The sequence below is a fragment of the Acinetobacter sp. YH12252 genome (assembly GCF_013417365.1).
Lineage (GTDB): Bacteria > Pseudomonadota > Gammaproteobacteria > Pseudomonadales > Moraxellaceae > Acinetobacter > Acinetobacter towneri.
Window position 1 is genome coordinate 121,402 of the sequence record NZ_VPEA01000008.1, and the last position, 26,560, is coordinate 147,961.

Annotated in this window: 16 protein-coding genes, 2 tRNA genes, 1 pseudogene and 1 CRISPR repeat array (1 of these 20 cut by a window edge); of the genes and pseudogenes, 2 read left to right on the forward strand and 17 right to left on the reverse strand. The window is 42.0% G+C overall.

The window, feature by feature from the left end; translation table 11 throughout:
- A CRISPR array of direct repeats spans positions 1–6,832; the repeat unit is 28 nt; unit sequence CTTCTAAACCATCTGGGCGATGGCAAAC; it begins 159 nt to the left of the window's first position.
- 96 nt (positions 6,833–6,928) lie between these two features.
- From cas1f to FTV28_RS09785, 5 genes are read right to left on the reverse strand one after another with little or no spacing between them, the layout of a single operon-like run.
- Positions 6,929–7,882 (reverse strand): type I-F CRISPR-associated endonuclease Cas1f, encoded by a 954-nt coding sequence (gene cas1f, locus FTV28_RS09765; protein ID WP_070154190.1) that lies wholly within the window; start codon positions 7,880–7,882, stop codon positions 6,929–6,931.
- Positions 7,883–7,884: 2 nt separating this feature from the next.
- Positions 7,885–8,556: a type I-F CRISPR-associated endoribonuclease Cas6/Csy4 gene (locus FTV28_RS09770; protein ID WP_131261194.1), complete on the reverse strand. Its 672-nt coding sequence runs from the start codon at positions 8,554–8,556 to the stop codon at positions 7,885–7,887.
- Between the two features lies 1 nt (position 8,557).
- On the reverse strand, positions 8,558–9,658 hold the full coding sequence (gene csy3, locus FTV28_RS09775; RefSeq protein WP_179988742.1) for a type I-F CRISPR-associated protein Csy3: 1,101 nt from the start codon (positions 9,656–9,658) through the stop codon (positions 8,558–8,560).
- Between the two features lie 25 nt (positions 9,659–9,683).
- Positions 9,684–10,586 (reverse strand): type I-F CRISPR-associated protein Csy2, encoded by a 903-nt coding sequence (csy2, locus tag FTV28_RS09780; protein ID WP_179990258.1) that lies wholly within the window; start codon positions 10,584–10,586, stop codon positions 9,684–9,686.
- A complete protein-coding gene (locus tag FTV28_RS09785) occupies positions 10,583–11,743 on the reverse strand; it encodes a type I-F CRISPR-associated protein Csy1 (RefSeq protein ID WP_179989011.1) in 1,161 nt (386 codons plus the stop codon). The genes csy2 and FTV28_RS09785 overlap by 4 nt, the downstream gene beginning before the upstream one ends.
- 144 nt (positions 11,744–11,887) lie before the next feature.
- Here FTV28_RS09785 and cas3f point away from each other — a divergent pair, with 144 nt between their 5' ends.
- A complete protein-coding gene (cas3f, locus tag FTV28_RS09790; RefSeq protein WP_179990260.1) occupies positions 11,888–15,076 on the forward strand; it encodes a type I-F CRISPR-associated helicase Cas3f in 3,189 nt (1,062 codons plus the stop codon).
- A 65-nt stretch (positions 15,077–15,141) separates the two neighbouring features.
- Here cas3f and FTV28_RS09795 read toward each other — a convergent pair whose 3' ends face one another.
- The 11 genes and pseudogenes from FTV28_RS09795 to FTV28_RS09845 all read right to left on the reverse strand — a co-directional run.
- The gene (locus FTV28_RS09795) at positions 15,142–16,401 is read right to left on the reverse strand and encodes a type II toxin-antitoxin system HipA family toxin (protein ID WP_179990262.1); all 1,260 of its coding nucleotides are present in this window, start codon (positions 16,399–16,401) and stop codon (positions 15,142–15,144) included.
- A 4-nt stretch (positions 16,402–16,405) separates the two neighbouring features.
- Positions 16,406–16,708, reverse strand: a complete 303-nt coding sequence (locus FTV28_RS09800) for a helix-turn-helix transcriptional regulator (RefSeq protein ID WP_070153706.1) — start codon at positions 16,706–16,708, stop codon at positions 16,406–16,408.
- 287 nt (positions 16,709–16,995) lie between these two features.
- A tRNA-Gly gene (locus tag FTV28_RS09805) sits at positions 16,996–17,071 on the reverse strand.
- 310 nt (positions 17,072–17,381) lie between these two features.
- Entirely contained in the window at positions 17,382–19,223 is a 1,842-nt protein-coding gene (gene glmS / locus FTV28_RS09810) for a glutamine--fructose-6-phosphate transaminase (isomerizing) (protein ID WP_004974344.1), read from the reverse strand.
- A gap of 12 nt (positions 19,224–19,235) precedes the next feature.
- The gene (gene glmU / locus FTV28_RS09815; protein WP_179990264.1) at positions 19,236–20,600 is read right to left on the reverse strand and encodes a bifunctional UDP-N-acetylglucosamine diphosphorylase/glucosamine-1-phosphate N-acetyltransferase GlmU; all 1,365 of its coding nucleotides are present in this window, start codon (positions 20,598–20,600) and stop codon (positions 19,236–19,238) included.
- A gap of 18 nt (positions 20,601–20,618) precedes the next feature.
- Entirely contained in the window at positions 20,619–21,140 is a 522-nt protein-coding gene (locus tag FTV28_RS09820; RefSeq protein WP_178318880.1) for a phosphatidylglycerophosphatase A, read from the reverse strand.
- Complete coding sequence (gene thiL / locus FTV28_RS09825) at positions 21,106–22,035, reverse strand: thiamine-phosphate kinase (protein WP_179990266.1); 930 nt, start codon at positions 22,033–22,035, stop codon at positions 21,106–21,108. Before thiL ends, FTV28_RS09820 begins: the two co-directional genes overlap by 35 nt.
- A gap of 25 nt (positions 22,036–22,060) precedes the next feature.
- Positions 22,061–22,510: a transcription antitermination factor NusB gene (gene nusB, locus FTV28_RS09830; protein ID WP_004974349.1), complete on the reverse strand. Its 450-nt coding sequence runs from the start codon at positions 22,508–22,510 to the stop codon at positions 22,061–22,063.
- 4 nt (positions 22,511–22,514) lie between these two features.
- Positions 22,515–22,985 (reverse strand): 6,7-dimethyl-8-ribityllumazine synthase, encoded by a 471-nt coding sequence (gene ribE / locus FTV28_RS09835; RefSeq protein WP_004974350.1) that lies wholly within the window; start codon positions 22,983–22,985, stop codon positions 22,515–22,517.
- An 11-nt stretch (positions 22,986–22,996) separates the two neighbouring features.
- On the reverse strand, positions 22,997–24,118 hold the full coding sequence (gene ribBA, locus FTV28_RS09840) for a bifunctional 3,4-dihydroxy-2-butanone-4-phosphate synthase/GTP cyclohydrolase II (protein WP_096902634.1): 1,122 nt from the start codon (positions 24,116–24,118) through the stop codon (positions 22,997–22,999).
- Between the two features lie 346 nt (positions 24,119–24,464).
- Positions 24,465–24,635 (reverse strand): annotated as a pseudogene (locus FTV28_RS09845) (secretion protein HlyD); the annotation flags it as partial.
- Between the two features lie 242 nt (positions 24,636–24,877).
- Here FTV28_RS09845 and FTV28_RS09850 point away from each other — a divergent pair.
- Complete coding sequence (locus tag FTV28_RS09850; protein ID WP_004974358.1) at positions 24,878–25,528, forward strand: response regulator transcription factor; 651 nt, start codon at positions 24,878–24,880, stop codon at positions 25,526–25,528.
- A gap of 858 nt (positions 25,529–26,386) precedes the next feature.
- Here the strand turns inward: FTV28_RS09850 and FTV28_RS09855 are convergent.
- Positions 26,387–26,477 (reverse strand) — tRNA-Ser (locus FTV28_RS09855).
- Positions 26,478–26,560 lie beyond the last annotated feature (83 nt).

Here is a 26,560-nt window from a genome sequence, read left to right on the forward strand (position 1 = left end):
GGAGAAAGAGAAATCGGAAAACTTCTAAACCATCTAGGCGATGGCAAACGTTTAGCCACCTTGGCACAAAGGTTGCAGCAGCTTCTAAACCATCTAGGCGATGGCAAACGAATCTGTTCAACTGGCATGACTCCAGGAGCTCTTCTAAACCATCTGGGCGATGGCAAACTTCGCTCATGGCCAATCGGCTTATGGTTATGACTTCTAAACCATCTGGGCGATGGCAAACGCCGTATCATCGAATTTTTGTAGATTACGAATCTTCTAAACCATCTGGGCGATGGCAAACTGGATTAAAGCATTTGCTGGCAGCAGTAAATACTTCTAAACCATCTAGGCGATGGCAAACGTTTAGCCACCTTGGCACAAAGGTTGCAGCAGCTTCTAAACCATCTAGGCGATGGCAAACGAATCTGTTCAACTGGCATGACTCCAGGAGCTCTTCTAAACCATCTGGGCGATGGCAAACTTCGCTCATGGCCAATCGGCTTATGGTTATGACTTCTAAACCATCTGGGCGATGGCAAACGCCGTATCATCGAATTTTTGTAGATTACGAATCTTCTAAACCATCTGGGCGATGGCAAACTGGATTAAAGCATTTGCTGGCAGCAGTAAATACTTCTAAACCATCTGGGCGATGGCAAACGATCAGCTTGTTAGCGACGGCAAGGGCGGTCACTTCTAAACCATCTGGGCGATGGCAAACGGTCGGTGTACGGTTCGCTGCGGAAAATGAATCTTCTAAACCATCTGGGCGATGGCAAACGCGTAAATCTGCGTTCGATGATTTAGGTGTGTCTTCTAAACCATCTGGGCGATGGCAAACGATCGGGCGCTTTAAGTTGTTCAGCCTACAGTCTTCTAAACCATCTGGGCGATGGCAAACCATTGAAGTACACGTAAATATCCGCACCCTCTCTTCTAAACCATCTGGGCGATGGCAAACTACGAATGATCCGAATGTGGATATGACGGGGTCTTCTAAACCATCTGGGCGATGGCAAACTTTTGGCGTAATCAATATATAGGGAATAGTAACTTCTAAACCATCTGGGCGATGGCAAACGGTGCAAGTGCAGGTTTGGCTACAAACATAAACTTCTAAACCATCTGGGCGATGGCAAACGCGTAAATCTGCGTTCGATGATTTAGGTGTGTCTTCTAAACCATCTGGGCGATGGCAAACGATCGGGCGCTTTAAGTTGTTCAGCCTACAGTCTTCTAAACCATCTGGGCGATGGCAAACCATTGAAGTACACGTAAATATCCGCACCCTCTCTTCTAAACCATCTGGGCGATGGCAAACTACGAATGATCCGAATGTGGATATGACGGGGTCTTCTAAACCATCTGGGCGATGGCAAACTTTTGGCGTAATCAATATATAGGGAATAGTAACTTCTAAACCATCTGGGCGATGGCAAACGGTGCAAGTGCAGGTTTGGCTACAAACATAAACTTCTAAACCATCTGGGCGATGGCAAACAACAGGATTTCGTTAAGGCGTTTTCCGTTGATCTTCTAAACCATCTGGGCGATGGCAAACACATTAAAGCGCGGTGGCGCACGTTCCGCAAACTTCTAAACCATCTGGGCGATGGCAAACAAGTGGCTACTCGGTTGCGCATGGCTTCAATCCTTCTAAACCATCTGGGCGATGGCAAACAGCGCAAAGCAGCTTGAACACTTGGCAATGGTCTTCTAAACCATCTGGGCGATGGCAAACGAAAGGCTGTTTCTGCTGCGTGGCGTATGGCTCTTCTAAACCATCTGGGCGATGGCAAACAAGGCACATGGAAAGCAAAAGCTATAGAACAACTTCTAAACCATCTGGGCGATGGCAAACGGTTTCGACCTTTGGAACGCTTGGTCTAGCTTCTTCTAAACCATCTGGGCGATGGCAAACGATACTGCAAAGCACCAGAGGGCGCACACGTTCTTCTAAACCATCTGGGCGATGGCAAACAATATGTCAATTGAAGACCTGCGCACAGAACTCTTCTAAACCATCTGGGCGATGGCAAACATTCAGGGTTTGCTTCATGTGCTTCCCAAATACTTCTAAACCATCTGGGCGATGGCAAACTTGGTATAGTTTCCATATTCTAGCGCGAATCACTTCTAAACCATCTGGGCGATGGCAAACTCTCCTGTCGTTAATCCAGCAAGTTGTGATGTCTTCTAAACCATCTGGGCGATGGCAAACGACCTACCCAATTTTGGGAGTCAGGTTTGCTTCTTCTAAACCATCTGGGCGATGGCAAACAACGCTCGGCAGATGCTCGATATTATTGCCAACTTCTAAACCATCTGGGCGATGGCAAACACTATGAGCAGCTATTTGTTGAGCGCAGTAAACTTCTAAACCATCTGGGTGATGGCAAACTCCAGTTCACCGCACCGTAGACTGGAACGATTCTTCTAAACCATCTGGGCGATGGCAAACCTGCTGACTTCCAGTAATTGAACAGTCGTTGTCTTCTAAACCATCTGGGCGATGGCAAACGTGCTAATGGGTATTTCAATCAAACCTACAAACTTCTAAACCATCTGGGCGATGGCAAACTTTAGTGATACAACTGTAAGAAATCACATGAACTTCTAAACCATCTGGGCGATGGCAAACTTTTGTCTGAGATGTATTCTGATGTGCTGTTTCTTCTAAACCATCTGGGCGATGGCAAACGATCAAAACAGCAAAACCAAATTCACAAAAGTCTTCTAAACCATCTGGGCGATGGCAAACCAAAAAACATTGGACGGTATTCTCAAGCCAAACTTCTAAACCATCTGGGCGATGGCAAACTCAAGACAACACGGCGAAAGCCGATTTTACGACTTCTAAACCATCTGGGCGATGGCAAACCCAGATCGCCACTTTTACCACTCGAACTCAATCTTCTAAACCATCTGGGCGATGGCAAACACCCATTGCATCTTTAAGCGGATGAGCTAAAACTTCTAAACCATCTGGGCGATGGCAAACCGTCTTGATGTATGCGGCTTTTGAACTGCTGTCTTCTAAACCATCTGGGCGATGGCAAACAAAACAGTCTTAAAGCTGCTTTTATCTAAGCACTTCTAAACCATCTGGGCGATGGCAAACACCACCACGCACCCTGATCTTTAATTAGATCACTTCTAAACCATCTGGGCGATGGCAAACGCAAAAGAGCGGATAAGCGATCTATAGATAAGCTTCTAAACCATCTGGGCGATGGCAAACCCATCTCACTTGAAGCGATCAAGACTACGAGGCTTCTAAACCATCTGGGCGATGGCAAACTGGGCTTCGCATAGCTCAGATGCATTCGGTGACTTCTAAACCATCTGGGCGATGGCAAACTATACCAACGCTTGCCATATACAGGCACGATTCTTCTAAACCATCTGGGCGATGGCAAACGTACAACGGATTTTTTCTGCCAAGTTTCGGCACTTCTAAACCATCTGGGCGATGGCAAACTTATCACGGTGGTCGTGGTGGTGGTAAGTCGTCTTCTAAACCATCTGGGCGATGGCAAACGTTTGGTCCAAAGTAAGACCAAGTTTAAACATCTTCTAAACCATCTGGGCGATGGCAAACATGCTGTACCTTTGTTGAGCTTAATAGCTATACTTCTAAACCATCTGGGCGATGGCAAACACGCACAATAGTTTACAGCTTGCCTTATTAGTCTTCTAAACCATCTGGGCGATGGCAAACGTTACAAAGTTTATGGACACAGTGCAGGCAGACTTCTAAACCATCTGGGCGATGGCAAACGTCTACAACGGATCGCGGCGTTGGCGGCTTTGCTTCTAAACCATCTGGGCGATGGCAAACTCATACGCGCGTTCCCCAACGCAACAGTGCTTCTTCTAAACCATCTGGGCGATGGCAAACCGCTATCACGCTATTTGCAGTCTGTAGGTCGTCTTCTAAACCATCTGGGCGATGGCAAACAACGCATACCATCTATCATCAAGACGAGTTATCTTCTAAACCATCTGGGCGATGGCAAACGCTCTTATTGATATGTATGGGTTAATTAATATCTTCTAAACCATCTGGGCGATGGCAAACTTTCTTAGATGGTATCCGAGCAGAAAATAATTCTTCTAAACCATCTGGGCGATGGCAAACCCTTTGTTATTCCGTCAAAAAACTCTTCTATTCTTCTAAACCATCTGGGCGATGGCAAACACCAGTGATTCTATTTGAGCGCCATGTATTTCCTTCTAAACCATCTGGGCGATGGCAAACGCTTCACATCATAAGAATTTCTAGCATAAGCACTTCTAAACCATCTGGGCGATGGCAAACGTGAAAGAACACTCGATTATCGAATTGCGGAAGCTTCTAAACCATCTGGGCGATGGCAAACTCACCGCGAGTCTGCTTTAGAGTCAGCATCATCTTCTAAACCATCTGGGCGATGGCAAACTGTGGCGGGGAGCTTAGTGAAACAGTGTTTGACTTCTAAACCATCTGGGCGATGGCAAACGAATGAAAGCGGCTCATTTCTTCCTGCGTCATTCTTCTAAACCATCTGGGCGATGGCAAACAAATTTTTAAGACTCAAGCCTGTTTTAGATCTCTTCTAAACCATCTGGGCGATGGCAAACTGTCGCGACCATCCACGATTTCAGTCATCATTCTTCTAAACCATCTGGGCGATGGCAAACCATTTATACATGAACCCAATTCTACACGTTATCTTCTAAACCATCTGGGCGATGGCAAACAAAACAAGCTATGTTCACCCCCTCGACTCATACTTCTAAACCATCTGGGCGATGGCAAACCCTTGAAAACTTAAATATTTTAAAGAAGGTATCCTTCTAAACCATCTGGGCGATGGCAAACCACATTATCAATATCAGCAATGTGAACAACGTCTTCTAAACCATCTGGGCGATGGCAAACAACACTATGGCAAGCACTAACCAGATTGTTAACTTCTAAACCATCTGGGCGATGGCAAACACAATGGCTAATCTTGGCTATCGAATGAATAACTTCTAAACCATCTGGGCGATGGCAAACAGCCGATGACTACGATCAATACGAACATATTTCTTCTAAACCATCTGGGCGATGGCAAACTTATCAAGTGGTGTGAGTCGTGAGCAAACAATCTTCTAAACCATCTGGGCGATGGCAAACCATTTGATTACCAACGATTAACGGTTGGGATTCTTCTAAACCATCTGGGCGATGGCAAACAATCGCGGGATGCGCAGGAAATATCGCTTACACTTCTAAACCATCTGGGCGATGGCAAACCACAAAGAACGAATCAGCTCATGATGATTGCACTTCTAAACCATCTGGGCGATGGCAAACTAACCGCTAAAGTTTGAGTACGGTTGTCTGCACTTCTAAACCATCTGGGCGATGGCAAACTTCATCTGAGAGTCCAGTTTGGCTGCAGCAAACTTCTAAACCATCTGGGCGATGGCAAACTTCTTTTTCCGATTCTTCATTCGATGCGGTTTCTTCTAAACCATCTGGGCGATGGCAAACGCATTGCATCGTAATATCGCACCTTAGCGCCACTTCTAAACCATCTGGGCGATGGCAAACGTGTATCCGTCTCATAGGCATCGCAACCATCACTTCTAAACCATCTGGGCGATGGCAAACTAGTAACTCATGGATGTATGAATTGCTTCGACCTTCTAAACCATCTGGGCGATGGCAAACCAGGACGGTTTTTCTCAATTTTGTTACCAGTACTTCTAAACCATCTGGGCGATGGCAAACAAGCTGAGCCGAAACCTCGTCGTCCTGTTAAACTTCTAAACCATCTGGGCGATGGCAAACGCCGTTTTGATGATGCAAGCTCACACAATGCCCTTCTAAACCATCTGGGCGATGGCAAACTTTTTAAACGCTTTGTTGAGTACGACCAGGGGCTTCTAAACCATCTGGGCGATGGCAAACTAAGTGATGTGAAAAAGGTTGAGTATTTCTCACTTCTAAACCATCTGGGCGATGGCAAACAAAAGGCAGCAGCTTGAATGTGTCTGCCGGAACTTCTAAACCATCTGGGCGATGGCAAACTATTTTCTAATATTATTGTGACAGCAGATCATCTTCTAAACCATCTGGGCGATGGCAAACTACAGAGTTTCGAGCGCACAGAGTGGCAAGCACTTCTAAACCATCTGGGCGATGGCAAACTCATCCATGATTATGATGAATATGGAAGGTGACTTCTAAACCATCTGGGCGATGGCAAACGGTAAATGCGTCAATTGTAAACTTATTGTTTGCTTCTAAACCATCTGGGCGATGGCAAACGCGCACCACCTTCATCATCGTAGTTAGCAAAACTTCTAAACCATCTGGGCGATGGCAAACTTCACAAAAGTGGTTGATGGCAAAGTGGTAGTCTTCTAAACCATCTGGGCGATGGCAAACGCCAAATAATCACTTTATTTGGCTCAATGAATCTTCTAAACCATCTGGGCGATGGCAAACGAACCTTACCTTGTCCATCACACCCGCCACAACTTCTAAACCATCTGGGCGATGGCAAACATGGAAAGTTTTCAGCACAAGCTACGGCACAACTTCTAAACCATCTGGGCGATGGCAAACGCCAATCTTACAAAACTCAAATAACTACTTTGCTTCTAAACCATCTGGGCGATGGCAAACAATCCTCCTGCTCTTGCTCCTGAGTGCTCTTACTTCTAAACCATCTGGGCGATGGCAAACGTACAGTCAGCCGAGTGGTCGGACTTGATGTTCTTCTAAACCATCTGGGCGATGGCAAACCATAGTTTTTCCAAAACTTTGATACGCAGTCACTTCTAAACCATCTGGGCGATGGCAAACTAGAACTTTTATCATAAAAAGCTCTAGATAATAATGATATAGGTTTTTAAAGAGTGAAAATAGATCAAAAAAACAAAAATCAATAAACTTTTGAAATCATTTGATTTTATTGCATAGCTCAGAAATGAAGTTAAACATATAGTCTAAGACATCCTGATCTTGGCAGGATTCAATCAGTTGCATTCTAAACTCTTTTTGATTATGTCCATTTTTGGCAGAAATAAACGCTTGTGGCATAACAAAAGCATCTTTTACTAAATCTGCAATATCGAAAACTAAACCACCACGACGTGTCTTACCGTGCAAAATAGGTAAGGCAAAACTTATTCCCATACCATTTAGTGTGACAGAAGCATAACCATAAGCAATGTAATTACCATGATCTAGATAACTATTGGCAATATCACGTAAGGACTCATGCGACCCTTTTCCTTCCTCACGGCTAAATTCAAAATTTAAACCCGATGCAAGTTGTTTATAGAGACTTTTTGCCCAACGGCCTTCGGCTGCTAATAATTCTGTTTGATTATTTGCCAAATCAATATCTTGTAGAAAACGTGTCATAGCAATGGGGTCAAGCGATATACCGTGTTGTATTAAGTTGATATTCTTTTTCCATGCTTTTTCAGTAATAGACACACGTTCGCTTAGTAAAACTTTAGCCATCAGTAAGCGAGCATCATCTTCAAGCCAAGCTCTCATCCAAGTTTGCATATATTCGGTTGGGCGATATTCACTTTGTGGTGCGAGGAAAGTGAGATCAAGTGATGAAAAGAGAGGAGAACCACCTGAACCACAAAATCCAACCATGACATTAGATTCTGCCAAACGACGGGCGGCAGCATCGGTTAAGGAGCTGCCTTTACCGAGTAATAAGAACGCCGTATTTTTTTCAGGAATATTATAAAAATGTTCCATCGGTTGAAGGTTATCCGTCAGATACACAATCCGATCATCTTTGAGCATGACCCGTACTCGTTCAAGGTAGAATACACAGGCTCGTTTAGATAACATCAGGGCACGACTGCGTTGCTGACGGAAATCACTCATTTTTATACCTCAAACACAGGTAATGCGAAAGCGTGTTGTTTTCGTGCTAGGCCATACCCATCAGGTAAACCACTTTTTAACACGTTAACATCCTTGTAAGTTTCAGGAAGTCCAAAATTTTCTTCCTCAAAATTAATATCAAAAATCTCAATAGGAACCGTAAAACTTTGTCCAGTACTTTGACTAATGACCTTAAAGTAAGGAAGTTTCTTGGCTTTATTAAGACGTTTGGTATGTAAACTTTCTCGTTCAGGATAATCTTTTAAAAAATTGGGTTCAGCTTTTAAGGTCGGTAATCGAAAACGAAAATAACAGCGCCAACCCGTCACCTTTGCTATAGGCACAGCAACAGGATGATTGAGTACAGCATAGTCTCTAATTTTCCAATGACCTTTAATGCTCTCAACCAATTGATCTAAATCATCTTGTTCCGATGCAAAAATACGTAAAACATCATAATTTGGTGTTATGGGGTGATTGTATTTCGCTTCTTTGGCCAGCATTTTTCGTTGCTGGCGTGGTGAAATTTCTAAAGCCAAGGCGAATTTTTCTGGCATTTTTCGAAAAGCGCCATGCACAATACTGTAAATTTGATTGCGCAGATGGGCGAGGGTAAGCTCGCCATCATCCGCACTGTCCAAAATCCGAATATCAAGATAATAGTTGGGTTGCATATTACTCTCCCTCAGAGTAAACGCCGCCACGAACTAAGCAGGCTATTAAGAACATACCTTTATCGCTATTTGGGTCTAAACTGCGAATTTCTTTTAAAATATCAAAAGCAGAATCTTTTTTCTTTTTGTCTACACGGAAAAAGTCCTGTGCGTCTAGGCTTGCGCCATTTGGCTCTACAGGAATTGGTTTACTATCATTCTCTAAAAACTTGTCATACCAAGTATCAATGGTGCGTAAGGCATTGCCAATTTTTTGGTCACGAATCGCTGCTTGTCCTAAAAACTGATTGTCTTTGGCCTGACGTTCAGGGCGGATAGGATTGAGTTGATACAGTGAGCGCGAAAAACCTTTTGGTTTTTCTTCAAGATAGTTTTGTGATGGAAAGACTTCAACACCGCCCATGCCAAAATCTACAATCGCTTCAATATGTAATCCTGAATTGACATCACCTTGCATGCCTTTGACTAAGATATTGGCAATTTTATTTTCACTTTCAGAAACATCATCAAATGATTTTAGGCTGTAATCCAAAGCATTAAATTCAGCAATTAATTTATAGCTTTTAGTTGTCTGATTTTGATCATGTTCAATGATTTCGCTGACTTTAATCAAAATATGTTCTGCAACGCTGCGATTACGCCATAACCAACGCCCATTCACAATGTTGCGTACATAACGACGAGCAACTTCTTCAATCCCTTCGCTATTTTTCGCCTTTTCAATAAAATCCTTGAAACTTGCGCGAAAGTCTTTTTCCTCTTGTTTGTCTGTACCTGCTTTGGATGCTGAAGCAAATAAAATATGATCTAAGTCGATGAAACGTAAACTCCATTTGACTAGAAGCTTAGCATCAGGCAAAAGTTTAGCCGATTCTGTCATTTGAATATTGGAAACTTCACGAGCGACAGTGTTACCCGAAGCAGCACCTTTATCTTTATTGCCTGCCACGTTTTGAGTACCACGAATACCATGATACATCACATGTAGTGCCTCTTCTTTGCCATCAGCATGCAAATGGTAGAAAGCAGCATCACTGATTAATGTTCCGCGTTGTAAAGAAAGGCTGCCTGGTAATTTTTTGAAATTTTCAGATGTAGACATGATGTTTATTCCTTATAAATGTCAATTAGTTGTTGATCTGCTGATTTTGTTGCAATAAAAAAACGTTGTCTTGAATCCAGTGATACGACCATTGGATTTGTTCTAAATAGCCATCGGGATAAATTGATGTTTCGAGGCGGATTTCATTCAAAATTGAATTAAGTGAGTGATACTGAATCAAGCCTGTTAAAGGTTCTGCATAGGCATGCTGTGTTTCATCCTGATCATCGGCATGGCGAATTCCAGCACGATCAGCAGTTGGTTGTTCAAGTAAGGCATAACCTAAAGTTGTTGCAGAAAGCCATGCTAAGTTTTCATTCGGTAAATGTTCTAAAATAGGTGTATCACTATTTTTAGCTTGCGGACGATGCGCTAAAAGTTGGCTAAAGGCTTGCAAACGATTTACTTGATATGCTTTTTGATAGGCGGTTAATAAATCATTCCTATCATGAATTAAAAAGCCAGAGCTGATCTGAGCCAAGGCATCTTCAGCATCATTAAAATCTTGAATTTTCCCAAACTCGAGAATATGACCGCCTGCAAATTTACTTCTTTTGATAGTTTGAACTAATGTGTCTAGATCTGGACGTCTAGCGTCAAATTCAATTACTAAACTGAACAGCAAATGACAGCTTGCAGTAGGCTGTAGTGAAAGCGCATATTTATTTTTTGATGAGTAATCTGTTTTACCAATGAATGTCGCGCCGCGTCGTTGTGCTGGAGTGAAGCGACCATAAGCTTCTCCACCAAGTGGTTGTATATCATGGTGCACATAATAAAAGCCGAGATCTTCTTCATCAATTTGACGCGCAAGGTGATGGCTAAACATGGCAGCAGCCATCAGTGGAGCACCACCCATAATTAAGCCATTGCTCTGAAAATTTGCTGCTTGCACTTTAATGTATGGAATAACGACGAAGCAACTCATTTTAAAAGCTCCTGAATACGACGTGAGAGGAAGCTTTTGGCATCAGCTTCCGATAGGCTAATATCAACCGTATTTTTAATCTCTTTTTTCCAGTAACTGTGTTTCGTGATTCGTCTTGCTAAATCATCTGCAAAAAACTGTTGCCAATCTTCAAATTGTTGCAGTTCAGGATTAATTAAGCCTTGAGCGATCAGAGATACACGCGGATGGCTCCACCTCGATTTTCTCTCCAACACTTTTAAACTAGGCAAATCATTTGCAACAGACTTTAAAATTTGGAGGATGTCTTGCCCTTGTTGCAGAACATCATCGACAACTTTCTGAATAGTGGTTAATTCTGCTGCACGTGTTTGCATATTTGAAAAAGGGGCGTGTATGCCATGTTCATGGAAGCCCACCTTTAAACTTAGTTTTTGTTGTTCAATCAAGGATTTTGCATATTCAGTCAATTCCTGATACATCGCTCGATTGATATAGGCATTTGAAATTTGGTAATCAAAGCCTTTATAAAAATACTGAAAAGCAAGGCGTGTTTCAGGATCTTGAGTAGGTGAGTCAAGAACAAGAGGACGTTGCATGGATCGGACTAGACTTCCGACGTTTTGCGGATTTGATCCGCCAATACCAAATACAGCTGTCTTAATATTCTTCAGTTTTGTATTTTTACCTTCTGCTTTACGTTGTTCTTTAAGTGCATCAACTTCAGTATTAATCAGTAAATTCAGACCTGCTGCTGAAAGTGGGCTGATGGATAGATACTCATTATTTTTAGGAATGAGTAATTGACGCATGCGAATATCAATAATATCCAACCCTGCAGTAAATGGTTGTTCAAATATCTTGTTTAAATGTGGTTTAAGCAAGGCCACGTTTTGCTTAAATTCTTCATCTGCTTCGGACAGCTCTTCATCTAATTGAGCTGCTTTGACGACTTTAAATAAAGTTGCAGTTTTACCTGCATTTGCTTGGTAGTCGGTTGGAACAAGAAAATCATCAGCAAGTAATGTTCGTGCTGAAATATAAGGTAAGTTTAATGCATGGCTTTGCGCAAGGCGGATACCGCCTTTTTCAATATTTGAGTTAACGGTTTTTAGGCTGTAATGAACAGATTCAGCCAAGGCTTGCTGATAAGGATTTTCCTCTGTATCTTTTGTCATAATGCATCCTAAGTTATTAAAATATATTTGTTTAGAGTATTAATAGCGGATGAAATATTTATTATCAAATGCTATTTTTAGTTAAACGACATGATGTGTCGCAGAGATGCGATTAAATCCAATGAATAATTATATCCATCCAATATGCATACAATTTTTATATCCGCTTGTGAAAAACGCGCTTTAAAAAAGACCAGAGCTGTTTTAGATAGCTATGCAATTCGCACTGGGCAAAGTTCATGGCAGGCACCTATGACCATGGAAGGTCTTAAAGAAATTCGTAGCGCACTGATAAAAACAGCAACACGTCAAACTGCTGTAGCAGCTTATGTGAATTATGGTATGCGCAGAATGAAATTGGTTTGGGTCGTAGGTTCTAAGCATCGTTTTAATCTAGAGGGCGCTTATCCAGTTGCCTCGACATCTAAACAACAAAAGCAGCTACAAGTGCCTGAATGGGTTCGAGCAGCAAGTTTACTTGCAGGTGCTGCAGGTGATGTACATGACATTGGTAAGGCTTCTCAGCACTTTCAAAGCAAATTAAGTCCTGCGATGGCAGGGCAGATGCTCAAAGATGATGTACGACATGAATGGTTGTCGATGAAACTATTGCAGCAAATGCGTAAAAATAACTGGAATTGGCCAGAAGCATGGAAAAATATTGATCGTAACTTAACAGATTTAACCCTGGGCGAACGTACTAAGATAAGAAAACAATTTTTGCTGAATGAATTAGAAGCCGTGGATTATTTGGTGGTGACGCATCATGGCTTATTGGGAGATAACAACTGGTATCCAAATGCGGATTTGCATGTCAGGGAAAAACATCCTCGTGTAGAACAATTCACCTGTGCGGGTGATTTAAATGACAGCATATTTAAAAGTCACCAAAACCGTATGGCCCGCTTAGCGAAAATGACCCAAGCAACGGAAGATCAACAGTTATATTGGAAAGCTTTAGCACTACATAGCCGCGCAGCACTCATTCATGCAGACCATACCGTTTCTGCGGAACAGTTTTCTGAAACAAAACCTGAAAATGTCAGCCTATTTGCCAATACAAAGATAAAAAATAGTCCACAAGGCAAAAAGGAGCGAATGCAAGATCAACCTCTGGATTGGCATTTGCAGCAGGTTGGAGATCGTGCTGCGTATATCGCCACAAAAATGATGACAGATTTGAATCTTGCTGGTTTAAGTGAACAAACGGTTGAGTTTATCTGTCAGCCTTCTACTTTACCCAGATTTCAGTGGCAAAATTTGGTTGCTCATGCCTTACAAAAGCAAATCAATAAAATGCCAGATACCCCTTGCTTATTGCTGAATATTGCAGGAACGGGGAGTGGTAAAACCAGAATGAACCTGCGTGCAGCATGTATATTAAGACCGAATGATCCACGCCTTGCCATTGCACTGAATCTTCGCTCATTAACGTTACAGACTGGTGATGCACTTAAAAGCTCCATGAATCTGTCGGATGATGAAATTGCCGTGATTATTGGTGATCATGTCAGCCAAAAGTTATTTAATGAAAGTCGTGCAAATGCGTCTGTGGCTGATGAAGATGAAAATTTACCAGAACCTGTATTTGATGCTTATGCACAGGATCAAGACTTACCACAGTGGTTGCATCCTCTATTTACTAAAATAGTCAAAGGAAAAAGGGGAGTAGATAAAGTTGCTCAAAATGTTTTAGCCTCGCCTTTATTGGTATCCACGATTGATTATTTAATCGCGGCAGGCGAACCACACCGACAAGGGCATCATGTTAAAGCATTGCTCAGAATTATGAGCAGTGACCTGATTTTAGATGAAATTGATGGTTATGAACCTAAATCATTAATCGCTGTATTGCGTTTAGTCCAATTGGCTGCAATGTATGGTCGTCATGTCATTTGTTCATCTGCAACGCTTTCAGCAACAGTCGCAGATAGCATTTACCGCGCTTTTGAATCAGGAGTCGAGCTTCGTGCAGCCTTATATAAGGAACCACAAAAATTTATTGCAGCGATTGCAGACAATGAATTGAAGCCCAAGATACTGGTACAAAAAAGCCATGAACCATCAGTATTTAATCAGGTTTATCAACAGCATTTAGATGAGTTGCAGCACGTTCTTACGGTTAAAGCAGAACAGCCATATCGTTTGGCACGTTTAGCCAGTATTGAAAATCCTTCTGTTGATCAATGGAAAAGGACGATTTTGGAGCAGACAGAAGCTCTACATCAACAACATCGATGGTCACTTAAAAAACAGGACAAAAAACTTTCATTTGGTTTAATCCGTGTGGCAAATATCAAACATGCTATTGATTTAGCAAAGCATTTATCAGGCCGACTTCCACATGCACAGATTGCTTGTTACCATGCTCATGATTGGCTAATTTCACGATTCCACAAAGAAAAACGACTCGACTTTTTGCTCACGCGGCATAAAAATGGCACAAAACGCCCAACGGGAAATGAACATATTTATACGGATGAAGAGATATTAAATATCGTTCAGACCTCTAACGCTATAGATATTCCATTGATTGTGATTGCGACGCCTGTAGAAGAAGTTGGGCGCGATCATGATTTTGACTGGGCGATTATTGATGCTTCAAGTGTGCAGTCGATAGTTCAGACAGCAGGGCGTGTTAATCGACATCGCTTAAATATTGTGCAACATCCCAACATTGTAATTCCACAATTTAACTATAAATACTGTGCAAATAAAGATAGAACTCAGCCAAAAAAGCAGGCGGTATTTAATCGGCCTGGTTATGAAGGTTATGTGGACACCAAAAAACAATATAAATCGCAAGATTTATCGCAACTTTTGCCTTGGTCTAATAATGAGCTGGTGGTTGATGCCAGACTTAGATTCAATGCCAATACCTGCGACTTTACAAAATATGATGATGAACAAATTCAAAAGTTTAATCAGAACTTTTTTGCTTCAGAAGGTGAACAACTCTTTTCTAATATTCAGGTGAATGCAGCTTTGCTAACGGAACAGTTATATAAAGATACATGTCTAAGAGATATGCAAAATCAGGAAGTATATAGCTTTGATGTTGAGGATGATGAATTATCTATTTATCAGCATTTTCCAGATTCCGTAGAACTGAATATTCAGACTGGAAAATATGAGCAAGCTGTTAAAAGTGTCACTTTTAATATTGAACCAGCTCCTGATAATGCTTGGTTGAGTTTATCACCTGCGCAACTCAAGGAGCTAACATTAGAGTATGGGCTTGCAGTGCAAGAGGGATGTAAGTTGTCTTTGTCTGTTTATAATGACCAAAGCCCGCAGTGGATATACCATCTTGGGTTCGGGGTTTATCACTGATTTGTTATTGATTAAATTTTATATGTATTTCCAGATTGCTTTTGATTAAATCGGATGGTTTATATTCAATTCAATAAATGAATATTATGCTCAATCCTATTTTGGATCATTTGGAGAGTTTCAGATCTAATTTGTTCAGGTAATAGATCATGAGCAATCTTCGTAAATCGGCTGGCAACTTCGCAAATTGAGTTAATTATTTCATCAACCTCTTGAATAGAAAGCTCTGCTTCCTGAATGCCCAGTTTGACAATGGCAGACCGAGTAATATCCAGTGCTTCACCCATAATATCCATTTGATGATATCCACCTGGGCCTTCACAGAAAGTAACGTCGTAGGCTGGGGCGAGTTTCCATTGTCCATTTTGAGACATTAAAAACGAAAAGTTTTTGCAATGATCATCTCGATTATTGAACACCACATTGAAAACAGCGCGCTTGAATGCAATCGCTTTTTCGCGAATATCATTGGTACAAAAGTGTGTAGCACGAAGAAAGTTGCTGTAGTCTAAACTCCCAGGTGATTTAAAATCAGCCCCTGTAAAGGCAGCTAAACTTTGCATAGGGATGCGCATGCCATCGCAGCGGTCAAATCTTTTTGAGGCAAATGCAGTTAGGCCATTCGGAAGAGTGAAGTATTGGGTGTCTGGGGTGTCAATATGACAATGACGCAAACATTCTGCATAAACAGTTTCAATTGCACAAACTTCAGGATGCTCTTGCTGAGCGGGAAATTTGATCAGCCAAGCTTCATGTTGATGTGAGTGAACTGTTGAGAATTCATTAGTGACAGGATCACGATAAACAAGTGCTTTTGGCCTTGCACCTTGTGGAGACCCGCCCATAATTAATAAATGCTGTAAAAATTCGGCACCTTCTCCTTTGAGAACTTCCTGAACTTCTTGAGCGAGTCTTAGCAATGGAATATTTTCAGCTAATGTTAACTCGGATGCTGAAGGTTCAAAGGATAATGCCCCCATTGCATGTGTACTAATATACGTGAGGCGTTCTAAAGGCCCAACTCGTGCTGGATTAAGTCCATTTTTTTTAAATAAGCGATCCATCAGGAGCATGCCCCAGCCATCGGGTAAGGCATCGTATATAGGGCCTGGTAATCCCATTTGATGTGCAGGAAAGTTCTTTCTTAATGGGTCACCTTTTAGCGGAAGTAGGTAAGATGAAAGCTCTAAACCTTTACTAATTGCTTCTGCGCTGTATTCAAAAGCAATCAATGGTCGACCTGTGATTGCAGTTGAGGAAACTAGTGTGCCCCAAAGCCAATATTCGCCCCATCCATTGTAGTAAACATCAAGTTTTTTGAGCATGGATTCATTTCCTTTTGATACGTTGGCGAGCCGTATTACTCTCATAGCGGAGCATGTCATCTACACTATTTAAATGTGGTTTGAAAAGTTCCTCTAATTCTTTTAATCGGCCGAGCACCATGGCAACACGTACTAAATTTTCAAATGAAACATTTCGACCAGCTTCTAGATTAGATACAGTATTCACACCAATACCCGCACGCGCAGCAACATCTGCTTGAGTCATTTCCAGATAAAGACGTTCTTTACGAAGCCTCTCACATAATAAAGCAACAACTTCTTCAGGTTTTTTGAATATTAAATCCATAATATTGTGTTTTACATTGTGATATCACCATTAAAACACAAAAAAATGGATTTATGAAATTATGCCAGTTGGTCGATAATGAGATGCTTGATTGGCTGATGAGATTCTATTGGATTAAAGAAATCTAATGATTTTAATGCATTTATTTTTTGCAACTACCTACGAATATGTCGTATTTGGGGCCCGAAACTGTGAAATAAAAGATAATAAAGAAAGTATGATTGGGGATAACATAATATAAAATCAATAAAAAAGCCCCCATCTTTCGATGAGGGTTTTTTTGAATTTGGAGCGGGAAACGAGACTCGAACTCGCGACCCCAACCTTGGCAAGGTTGTGCTCTACCAACTGAGCTATTCCCGCATGCGGTGTATAATACATGATGCAAAAATAGGGTCAATCATTTTTTGCATGTCATTGTACTGACTGAATAAATAAACAACATTTTTGAAAAATAGTGCGGTTAAATGACTTAGGTTGTTTGTTTTATAAAAGTTTTCATTGTCTGCAAAAATATTAATATCACTTACAATGCGCTGCAGCTATGCGAAAAATAAAAGCATCAGACATAAAAAATCCGCAGTACTAAATTTCTAAAAATGAAGCCGACTGCGGATTTTTTAGGTGATTCAAAATAATTTTATTAAATTTAAATAATTGAATTTAATCAACATTATTCCACTGTTACGCTTTTTGCCAAGTTTCTAGGTTGATCGACATCAGTACCGCGCAAAACTGCCACATGATAAGACAACAACTGCACAGGAATGCTATACACAATTGGCGCAAGCAACGCGCTGACTTGCGGTACATAAACCACATGCTGACGCTCTTTATCTGCAGGAATGCCGCTGTGTTCATCTGCAAATACAAACAGCTCACCACCACGTGCCTGTACTTCTTCCATATTGGATTTCAGTTTATCCAGCATGTCATCTTGCGGTGCTAAAATCACCACAGGCATGTCATTGTCTACCAATGCCAATGGGCCGTGCTTTAATTCACCCGCAGCATAACCTTCTGCGTGAATATATGAAATTTCTTTCAGTTTCAAAGCACCTTCCAAGGCAATTGGGAATTGTGTGCCACGACCCAAGAACAAGCAGTGATTTTTCTCTACAAACAATTCAGACAAACGTAAAATTGCCGTATCATTTTGCAAAGTATCTAAAATTACTTTTGGTGTGTGCCACAAGTCTGCAATAATTTCCGCTGTTTCTGTCGCTGCAATTGCATTTTTCACCTGACCAATTTTGAGCACCAACAGCATTAATGCTGCCAACTGTGTCGTAAAGGCTTTGGTCGATGCCACACCAATTTCAGGACCCGCAAGCGTTAACAAACTATGGTTGGTTTCACGTACCATTGACGACGTTGCCACGTTACAAATGGTCATGGTTGTGATATCTAAACCTTTTGCAGCAGCACGTTTTTGTGTATCACGTAACGCAGCTAAAGTATCTGCAGTTTCGCCAGATTGTGAAATGCACACATACAACGTGTTATTCACAATGACTGGGGTACGATAACGGTATTCGCTGGCAATTTCCACATGACATGGCAAGTTAATCAGCTGTTCAAACCAATATTTTGCAATCATCCCTGCATGGTAGCTGGTACCGCAGGCAATAATCTGTACCTGTTGGATGTTGGCAAAATCAAGTTCAGCATCTTTCAGGAAATCTTCACGTAAAGCGTTGCCATTTAATGCTTGTGAAATGGTTTGTTGAATTGCTTCAGGCTGCTCATAAATTTCTTTGAGCATGTAGTGTTTATATTCACCTTTCGATGCATTGCTTACAGTTGCATCCAACTCTTTTACAGGGCGTTCAACCGTTTGACCGTTTACAAAAACTTCAATGCTGTCGCGGGTTAAGCGGGCGATATCACCTTCTTCCAAATACATAAAACGGTTGGTGATCGGCAATAACGCCAATTGGTCTGAACTGATAAAGTTTTCGCCAATACCGACCCCAATCACCAAAGGAGAACCTTCACGTACCGTGATCAATTCATCTGGATAATCGGTATGGATAATTCCCAGAGCATAAGCACCTTTCAGTTGAGGCACGACTTGCTGTACCGCAACCAATAAATTCGGTGCAGTTTTAAGAGCATGGTTGACCAAGTGCGCAACCACTTCAGTATCCGTTTGAGAGCTGAACATATAGCCTAAAGCTTCTAGCTCATCTTTCAGTTCTTGATAATTTTCGATAATACCGTTGTGTACGACAGCAACATTGCCAGAAATATGCGGATGTGCATTGTTTTCTGTCGGTTTGCCATGTGTTGCCCAACGTGTATGGGCAATACCGAGTGAACCTGTGACTTGAGAATCTAGTACTGCTTGCTCAAGATTTGCTACTTTACCGACACGACGCTCACGCAAGACCTGACCTTGACTAATCAATGCCAAACCTGCGGAATCATAACCGCGATATTCTAAACGCTTTAAACCTTCAATGAGGATATTGGTAATACTACGTTCTGCAACGCCACCGACAATACCGCACATAGGAACTTCCTCTTATTTTTTCAATTTCTGTGGACGTTGATAATTTTCTTTAGTGAACTGTTTAGAACGTTCCACAGCTAAACACTGTTCTGCAACATCACGGGTAATGGTCGAGCCTGCGCCTACCGTTGCACCATTGGCAATGGTGACAGGTGCAACCAATGAACTATTTGAACCAATAAAGACTTGGTCACCAATAATGGTTTTAAATTTATTGGCACCATCATAATTGCAAGTAATCGTACCTGCACCAATATTGCTGCCTGCACCCACTTCGGCATCACCTAAGTAGGTAAAGTGGTTGGCTTTGGAGCCTAAACCAATTTGACTGTTTTTCACTTCAACAAAGTTGCCAATATGCACTTCATTGGCCAATACCGCGCCCGGACGTAAACGTGAGAATGGACCAATTTGCGCAGCTTCACCTACAACCGCTTGGTCAAATACGCTATACGGCTGAACTTTAGTGCCCGCAGCAATTTTGGTGTTTTTGAGGATACAACCTGCACCAATTTCTACGCCATCACCCAGTTCGCAATCGCCTTCAATAATTACGTTAATATCAATGCGAACGTCTTTACCTGCAGTGAGATTACCACGTAAATCAAAACGGGTTGGGTCAATTAAATGCACACCTTGTTGCATGAGTTGCTTGGCTTGGAAGTTCTGGAACTCGCGTTCTAATGCAGCCAATTGCACACGGTCATTCACGCCTTCTACTTCAAAAGCCAGTTGAGGTTCTACCGATGCAACTTCTAAACCATCGGCAATTGCCATCGCCACAATATCGGTCAGGTAATATTCACCCTGCGCATTGTTATTGCTCAGTTTTGGCAGCCATTCATGTAATTTGGCATTGCTGACGCAGTAAATACCCGTGTTAATTTCCTGAATTTGACGCTGGGCTTCAGACGCATCTTTATGTTCAACAATCGCTTGAATTTTACCGTTTTCACGTACAATACGACCATAACCCGTGGCATCAGCAAGGGTAAGTGTCACCAAGCCAATTTGGGTTTCACGTGAAACATCGAGTAGCTTTTGTAAAGTTTGCTCTGTAATACAAGGTACATCTCCCGATAAAATCAGTGATACACCTTCACGTGGTAAAACAGGCAAAGTCACTTTGACTGCGTGACCTGTGCCCAACTGTTCAGCTTGTTCGACCCACTGTACCTGTTCATGCGCAAACGCATTTTGCACCAAAGCACCGCCATGACCGTAAATGGTAATTATATGATCTGCTTGTAATTTTTTTGCGGTATCAATCACGTGACCCAAGAGTGGGCGTCCTGCAAGAGGTTGTAATACTTTTGGTAAATTTGAACGCATGCGCGTGCCTTTACCTGCTGCAAGAATAATCACGGTGGTAGACATGTTGAATCCTAGTGATGGCTAAACCAAAGTAAAAGATAAATAAATATAAATACATAATGCGGCCCAAAGACCCGCAATAATATCGTCCAGCATGATGCCAAAACCACCTTCGACCCGACGGTCAATCACACGTATTGGCCAAGGTTTCCATACATCAAACAGTCGGAATAGGACAAAACCCACAATTACCCAGACCCAGCTGATTTGATTGATAAAAATCAGGGGTAAAAAGGTAATCGATTGTCCTGCAAATTCATCCCAAACAATACGACCATCATCATGTACGCCCATAACCTGTGCAGTACGTCCACAGATATATATGCCAACGAGGGACATGATGGCAATGGCAAAAAGGCTTGGAATGAAACCAAGCGCGAACCAAATGGGAATGAACAGTAGGGCAAAGGCCGAACCAAAGGTACCGGGAGCTTTGGGTAGTAGACCTGAACCGAAGCCAACACCACAGCATACAATCAGTCGGTCAGTCCAAGACATGGCTTTGAAATTAATCGCGGGTTTTTGCAAAGTGTTGGTATCCATGAAAATGAAGTGAACGATCTACGCCATTCTGTTCAAAGCTTAAGCGGTTTTGATTGTTAATTTTGCCAATAATATGAATAGGGGTATTCAGCGGTTTTTGCAAAAGCTGCTGATAATTTTGTGGGCTTATTGTAAAGCATAACTCATAGTCATCGCCACCTGCCAAGGCATATTGCCACTGCTTTTGTTGTGGTAATTCGGTTAATGCAGTATCTATAGGCAGTTGGCTGAGTTCAACACAAGCACCGACCTGAGAGGCTTTGAGAATATGCCCTAAATCTTGTGCCAAGCCATCTGAAACATCAATCATGCTTGAAGCCAGACCTTTGAGCTGTTGCCCGAGTTGGCAGCGAGGGGTCGGATAGTCTAGGCGCTGTTTTAAGGGATGATCGAGATGATCTAAACTAAAAGCGGCATCGCCGACTTGTCCGCTGACACAAATATAATCGCCGACTTGTGCGCCTGAACGTGGAATTGCTTGTCCTTGTTCAATCCAGCCTAAGGCGGTAACGGAAATGGTGAGATGCGGGCTTTGTGTGGTATCTCCACCAATTAAACTTACCCCGAATTGATCGCAACAATCATGTAAACCCTGACTAAAACCTTTGAGCCAGTCATGATCAATTTGGGGTAGGCTCAATGCCAGTAAAATACTGTGTGGGGTGGCACCCATGGCGGCAATGTCAGATAAATTGACCGCAACCGATTTCCAACCAATCGCATGTGGGTTGGTATCGAGGGGGAAATGTCGTCCAGCGACTAAAGTGTCGGCACAAATGACCAATTGTTGTTGCGGCGGAGGGGTGAGCAGAGCTGAGTCATCACCGACACCTAAATCGACTGCATCGGGACGCGGTCTGTTGAAATAGGTCTCAATAATGGAAAACTCAGCCATACAACAATCGACTCAATACTTTGAATTAGTTGCTTTGTTGCTTTTCTGCTGCACGTAAGCTGTTGGCAAGACGGTCTAATACACCATTGATGTATTTGTGGCTGTCTGCACCACCAAAGTGTTTTGCCAATTCAATCGCTTCATCCAATACCACACGGTATGGAATTTCCAGATGTTGTTCTAACTCATAAGCACCTAAACGTAAGGTGGCGAGTTCAACACCATCGAGGGCTTGAATGTCACGATCAAGAACAGGCACCAGTAATGCATCCAATGCTTCATGATTGGCAACCACTTGAGTCAACAATTCATGATAATAGCCGAGATCCACTTTGTGCATGGCATTTTCCACACGGGTACGTGCTTCAATTTCATGTACTGGATTGTGGCTCATCTGCCATTCATAAATACCTTGCACAGCAAAACGACGTGCTTTACGTTTTGCTGCATAAGTTGCTTGAAGTGTTTGCGACATAGCGTTAAATAGCCTTTAACAAGTTAACCATTTCAATTGCAGTTAAGGCAGCTTCACTTCCTTTATTACCTGCTTTTGTTCCAGAGCGTTCAATTGCTTGTTCAATACTATCCGTAGTCAATACACCGTTAATCACAGGTAAGCCAGTATCTAAACCAACCACACCTAAGCCTTTGGCACATTCGCCTGCAACAAAGTCAAAGTGTGGAGTGCTACCGCGAATCACTGCGCCGAGTGCAATAATGGCATCATAACCATTCGATGCAGCTAATTTTTTAGCCACAACAGGAAGTTCCCAAGCGCCTGGTGCATGAACAACGGTGATATTATCCTCTGATACGCCATGACGTTTCAATGTGTCAATTGCGCCATCAAGCAAATGCTCAACCACAAAACTATTAAAACGACCGACTAAAATCGCATAACGGCCTTCGCTAGCGAGATGTAATAAACCTTCAATACGGCGAATTGCCATAGCAACCTCGATTATTTCTCTGATGTTGGATCTGCGGTGATATATTCCACCACTTCTAAGTTAAAGCCTGATAAAGCATTGAAACGTAATGGTGAGCTGAGTAGCTTCATTTTTTCAACGCCTAAATCACGTAAAATTTGTGCACCCACGCCAATGGTTTGGTATTGCTGTGACAATGCAGCATTGGCTTTGCCTTGTTTCGGGGATTTAAGGCTGTCTAGGGCAGGGCCCAAGTCTTGCAATTGAGCTTGACCAATCCAGACCAAAACACCACGTTCACTGTTGGCAATTTCTTTTAAAGCACGGTCTAAATTCCAAGTTGCCGAACCATCTGCTTTTTTCAGCTTCAGCAAATCACGGGTTGGATTAAAACCATGCACACGTACTGTGGTAACGCCTTCTTTCGGCTCGCCTTTGACCAATGCCAAGTGAATGTCTGGGTTCCCCAGTTCACGGTAGCGATATAAGTCAAAAGTACCATATTCGGTGTCGATGCTTTGCTGATCCAAACGCTCTACAGTTTGTTCATTGGTCATGCGATAGTGGATTAAATCGGCAATAGTACCAATTTTTAACCCGTGCTTTTCAGCAAAAATTTCTAAATCTGGACGACGCGCCATCGTGCCGTCTTCATTGATGATTTCACAAATTACCGATGCAGGCTCTAAACCTGCCAAACGGGCAAGATCACAACCTGCTTCGGTATGTCCTGCACGGTGCAATACACCACCTGGCTGTGCCATGAGTGGGAAAATATGCCCAGGCTGAACAATATCGGCAGGCTTGGCATGTGCAGCGACAGCGGTTTGAATGGTATGCGCACGTTCTGCGGCAGAAATACCCGTGGTAATGCCTTCAGCAGCTTCAATCGACAAAGTAAAGTTCGTACCGTGTTGTGCACCATTGGCATCAACCATTAACGGTAGGTTTAATTGCTGGCAACGGTCACGACTTAAGGTTAAGCAAACAAGACCACGCGCGTGTGTGATCATGAAGTTGATATCTTCAGGGCGAACGTGGGTTGCGGCAATGACTAAATCACCTTCATTTTCACGATCTTCATCATCCATGAGGATGACCATTTTTCCTGCACGGATATCTGCTACAAGCTCTTCGACAGTATTGAGCGGCATCAACCTTCACCTTCTTATTTGTCTGAAACGACATTGAATGAGAGAGATGCATAGTCTAACGGTTTTTTACCTGTTTTGCCTATGCTTATCATTTTCATTGCGTGACTTATGGTTATACACAGTGTCATCAGGCTTGGAAAGAGGTGAAAAGGAGGATTTGCTGCGTTGCTGTAGATTGTTTAGGCAATTAAGATGAAATGCAAAATCTGTGAAAAATAAAACTGTAGAGGGCATAGGATATTATCGCCCTCATTCTCGCCTTCACTTGAGCCCAGTTGGGTTTTGGGAGAAGGCAAGAATCAGAGATGAGATAATTCATTAAATTCAGGTATAAGCGAATTTCTGTTTAGCGCTCACGTAAGGCTTCTTTGGCTTTGTTGAATGGTTTGATCAGATAATCCAACACCGTTTTTTCACCCGTTTTAATATCGACTGTTGCGACCATGCCTGGGGTAATATCAAACGCTTGTCCTGCTTTGTTGCTGAGTTTGTCTGAATCGGTACGGATATAAACCCTTATCTTGGGATATTTTCTATTTCATATTACATCTTGTTTTGAGCGTTTTGGTTGTAAAATAAAACTGATTAAAAAATCCACAAAATGATCAACCTTTTTGACTGAGCGCTGAAAACATAAAAAATAAACGCTTTTCTGTGATTAATTGCACAATAAATGCAAAAAAGTCATGTCTTGCATATCCTTAATGTCTTTGTATGGTTAGAATATAACAACTGTGCCCAAGATCTCTCACGTCTGTTATGAATATATTAATCGTTGATGATCATCCGCTGTTTCGCCATGCCTTAATTCAGGCGGTTCGTTATAGCTTACCGCAAGCTCAAATTCATGAAACTGCTGCAGTTAATGAATTGTACGAACGTTTGGAAAATGGACCTGAGCCTGATCTTGTTTTATTGGACTTGAATTTACCAGGGGCATCGGGCTTTTCTGCATTGGTGCATGTGCGTGCGCAATATCCATCTATCCCAATTATTGTGGTGTCCGCTCACGAAGAAGCATCGATTATTCAACGTTCAATTGCGCATGGGGCGATGGGTTATATCCCAAAATCGGCACATCCGAGCCATATTGGTGAAGCAATTCGTCAAGTTTTAGAAGGTGAGATTTGGTTGCCGCCAAACTTGGCTGCGAATGTTAACTTTGACCCTCGCGCTGCAGATGAAACAGCTTTGGCTGAACGTATTCAGTCTTTAACACCACAGCAATTCCGTGTATTGATGATGGTGGCAGAAGGTTTGTTGAATAAGCAAATTGCCTATGAATTAGATGTTTCTGAAGCGACGATTAAAGCGCATGTGACCGCAATTTTCCGTAAATTGGGTGTGCAAAATCGTACTCAGGCGGTATTGGCAATCAATGCTTTAAATATTGAAGAAAAGAAAATGTAAGATGTGACTGATCTGTAAAAGATGAGTTTAAAACCGCTGTGTTGATCTGGAAGATTGAGCAGCGGTTTTTTTATTGGGTGGGTGGTTGGCTGATTATGACCTTTTTAAAAAGCTAATTCGCTTTAGGATGTAACATTTAGCGTTCAGGTTGTTGATGTGCTTAAAACCTAAAAGGAATATTGTCTTATTCCTTTAGCTGTATGGCATAAACATATTCAGGCTTTCATGTCGATAAAACTGACAAAAATCGACATGAGAGAGTTGTCATGTCGATGACATAAACATATTCAGGTTGTCATGTCGATAAAATGGGTAAAAATCAACATGAGCTGAATAGCTATCAGTCTAATGCAGGCGATATGCTTCTTTCAGATTCTTAGGCTTTGATTGTATCTGTACCCATAAATCCAATAGTGTGAAGTTGTCCGCAGCGGGAAAACCCGCCACTAATAAGAAATACATAGAAGGACGAATATATTTTAATAGTAATAGATGAATGGTGATTTGAATAAATCATACCTAAGTGAGTAGGGGGCTTCCCCCTATATGGGTTCAACTTTTAGAATTCACGATAACCAAGCCCGCCAGCCGTGATATGTGCTAGATTTCGATCATAGGTAATTATTTGGCTTTCTTTTCCGATGGTTTTATTTTTCTGACTTGAGCATCTGTAAGCATTGCAATGATTCCACAGAATTGGGGGTATAGTTTTGGGGGTAATTTATTATACCCCTAGTTATAACCCCAACTAGATCAAGCTTGCAATAGATAAAGTGGATTGCATTAAACATAAAAAAGGCCTAAACCCTTTAGATTCAAGCCCTTAAAACTACGGGATAATACCGTAAACAACTAATTTGGCGGTGAAAGAGGGATTCGAACCCTCGATACGCTATTAACGTATACACACTTTCCAGGCGTGCTCCTTCAGCCACTCGGACACTTCACCATAGGCGGTGGATAATAACCAAAAAATAGTACAAAGCCAAGTTGAAACATTTGATTTAGAGAAAAACTTTCAGCGTAGTGCTA

Bases quoted from the DNA above. Each gene is read 5' to 3' on its own strand.
- cas1f (WP_070154190.1), bottom strand. From the start codon at position 7,882: ATGAGTGATTTCCGTCAGCAACGCAGTCGTGCCCTGATGTTATCTAAA.
- FTV28_RS09770 (WP_131261194.1), bottom strand. From the start codon at position 8,556: ATGCAACCCAACTATTATCTTGATATTCGGATTTTGGACAGTGCGGAT.
- csy3 (WP_179988742.1), bottom strand. From the start codon at position 9,658: ATGTCTACATCTGAAAATTTCAAAAAATTACCAGGCAGCCTTTCTTTA.
- csy2 (WP_179990258.1), bottom strand. From the start codon at position 10,586: ATGAGTTGCTTCGTCGTTATTCCATACATTAAAGTGCAAGCAGCAAAT.
- FTV28_RS09785 (WP_179989011.1), bottom strand. From the start codon at position 11,743: ATGACAAAAGATACAGAGGAAAATCCTTATCAGCAAGCCTTGGCTGAA.
- cas3f (WP_179990260.1), top strand. From the start codon at position 11,888: ATGCATACAATTTTTATATCCGCTTGTGAAAAACGCGCTTTAAAAAAG.
- FTV28_RS09795 (WP_179990262.1), bottom strand. From the start codon at position 16,401: ATGCTCAAAAAACTTGATGTTTACTACAATGGATGGGGCGAATATTGG.
- FTV28_RS09800 (WP_070153706.1), bottom strand. From the start codon at position 16,708: ATGGATTTAATATTCAAAAAACCTGAAGAAGTTGTTGCTTTATTATGT.
- glmS (WP_004974344.1), bottom strand. From the start codon at position 19,223: ATGTGCGGTATTGTCGGTGGCGTTGCAGAACGTAGTATTACCAATATC.
- glmU (WP_179990264.1), bottom strand. From the start codon at position 20,600: ATGTCTACCACCGTGATTATTCTTGCAGCAGGTAAAGGCACGCGCATG.
- FTV28_RS09820 (WP_178318880.1), bottom strand. From the start codon at position 21,140: ATGGATACCAACACTTTGCAAAAACCCGCGATTAATTTCAAAGCCATG.
- thiL (WP_179990266.1), bottom strand. From the start codon at position 22,035: ATGGCTGAGTTTTCCATTATTGAGACCTATTTCAACAGACCGCGTCCC.
- nusB (WP_004974349.1), bottom strand. From the start codon at position 22,510: ATGTCGCAAACACTTCAAGCAACTTATGCAGCAAAACGTAAAGCACGT.
- ribE (WP_004974350.1), bottom strand. From the start codon at position 22,985: ATGGCAATTCGCCGTATTGAAGGTTTATTACATCTCGCTAGCGAAGGC.
- ribBA (WP_096902634.1), bottom strand. From the start codon at position 24,118: ATGCCGCTCAATACTGTCGAAGAGCTTGTAGCAGATATCCGTGCAGGA.
- FTV28_RS09850 (WP_004974358.1), top strand. From the start codon at position 24,878: ATGAATATATTAATCGTTGATGATCATCCGCTGTTTCGCCATGCCTTA.